The organism is Nocardioides sp. F233 (assembly GCF_057813895.1).
Map to the genome: position 1 here is coordinate 1 of NZ_JBVASH010000018.1, position 606 is coordinate 606.

The window sequence follows — 606 nt, forward strand, 5'->3', positions numbered from 1 at the left end:
GCCGACCACCGGCACTTCGACATCGGCGAAGTCGACGAGCACGGGCTGGTCCACCTGGACGGACTGATGGATGCCGCCGACGGACACGACCTCGACCTGGCGGTGTCCCGTCGGGCCGAGGCGCTCGGTCGGCTCGGCGACGACTCGTCACTCGATGTACGGCGCTCGAAGGCAGCAGCGGAGCTCGCCCGGCAGGACCTCGCACTCGACCTCTTGATCCCCGACCCCGGAACCGGGGAGGTCGTCGCGACCGTCCCGGGCCGCAAGGTCGTGTTGAACGTCCACGTCACCGACACCACCCTGACGGGCCAGAACCCGGTCGGCCGGTGGGAAGAGGGCCGCTGCCCCATCACCGCCGCCCAGATCCGCGAGTGGCTCCGGGCCCGGCACACGACTGTGGTCGTGCGGCCCGTGATCGATCTGGCCGACCACGTCCCCGTCGGCTCGTACGAGATCCCTGACCGGCACAGGACCCGCGTTCAACTGCGGGACCACACCTGCCGGTTCCCGCACTGCACCCGCCCCGCCACCCGGTGCGACCTCGACCACGCCCGCGCCCACGGCGAGGGTGGACCGACCTGCCCGTGCAACCTCGTCCCGCTCTGC

Annotated in this window: 1 protein-coding gene; it reads left to right on the forward strand. The window is 71.8% G+C overall.

The features are described from left to right. Window positions 1-606, forward strand: a 606-nt coding sequence (locus tag ACZYRU_RS26885; protein ID WP_488960174.1) for an HNH endonuclease signature motif containing protein, incomplete at both ends; no start/stop codon positions are given.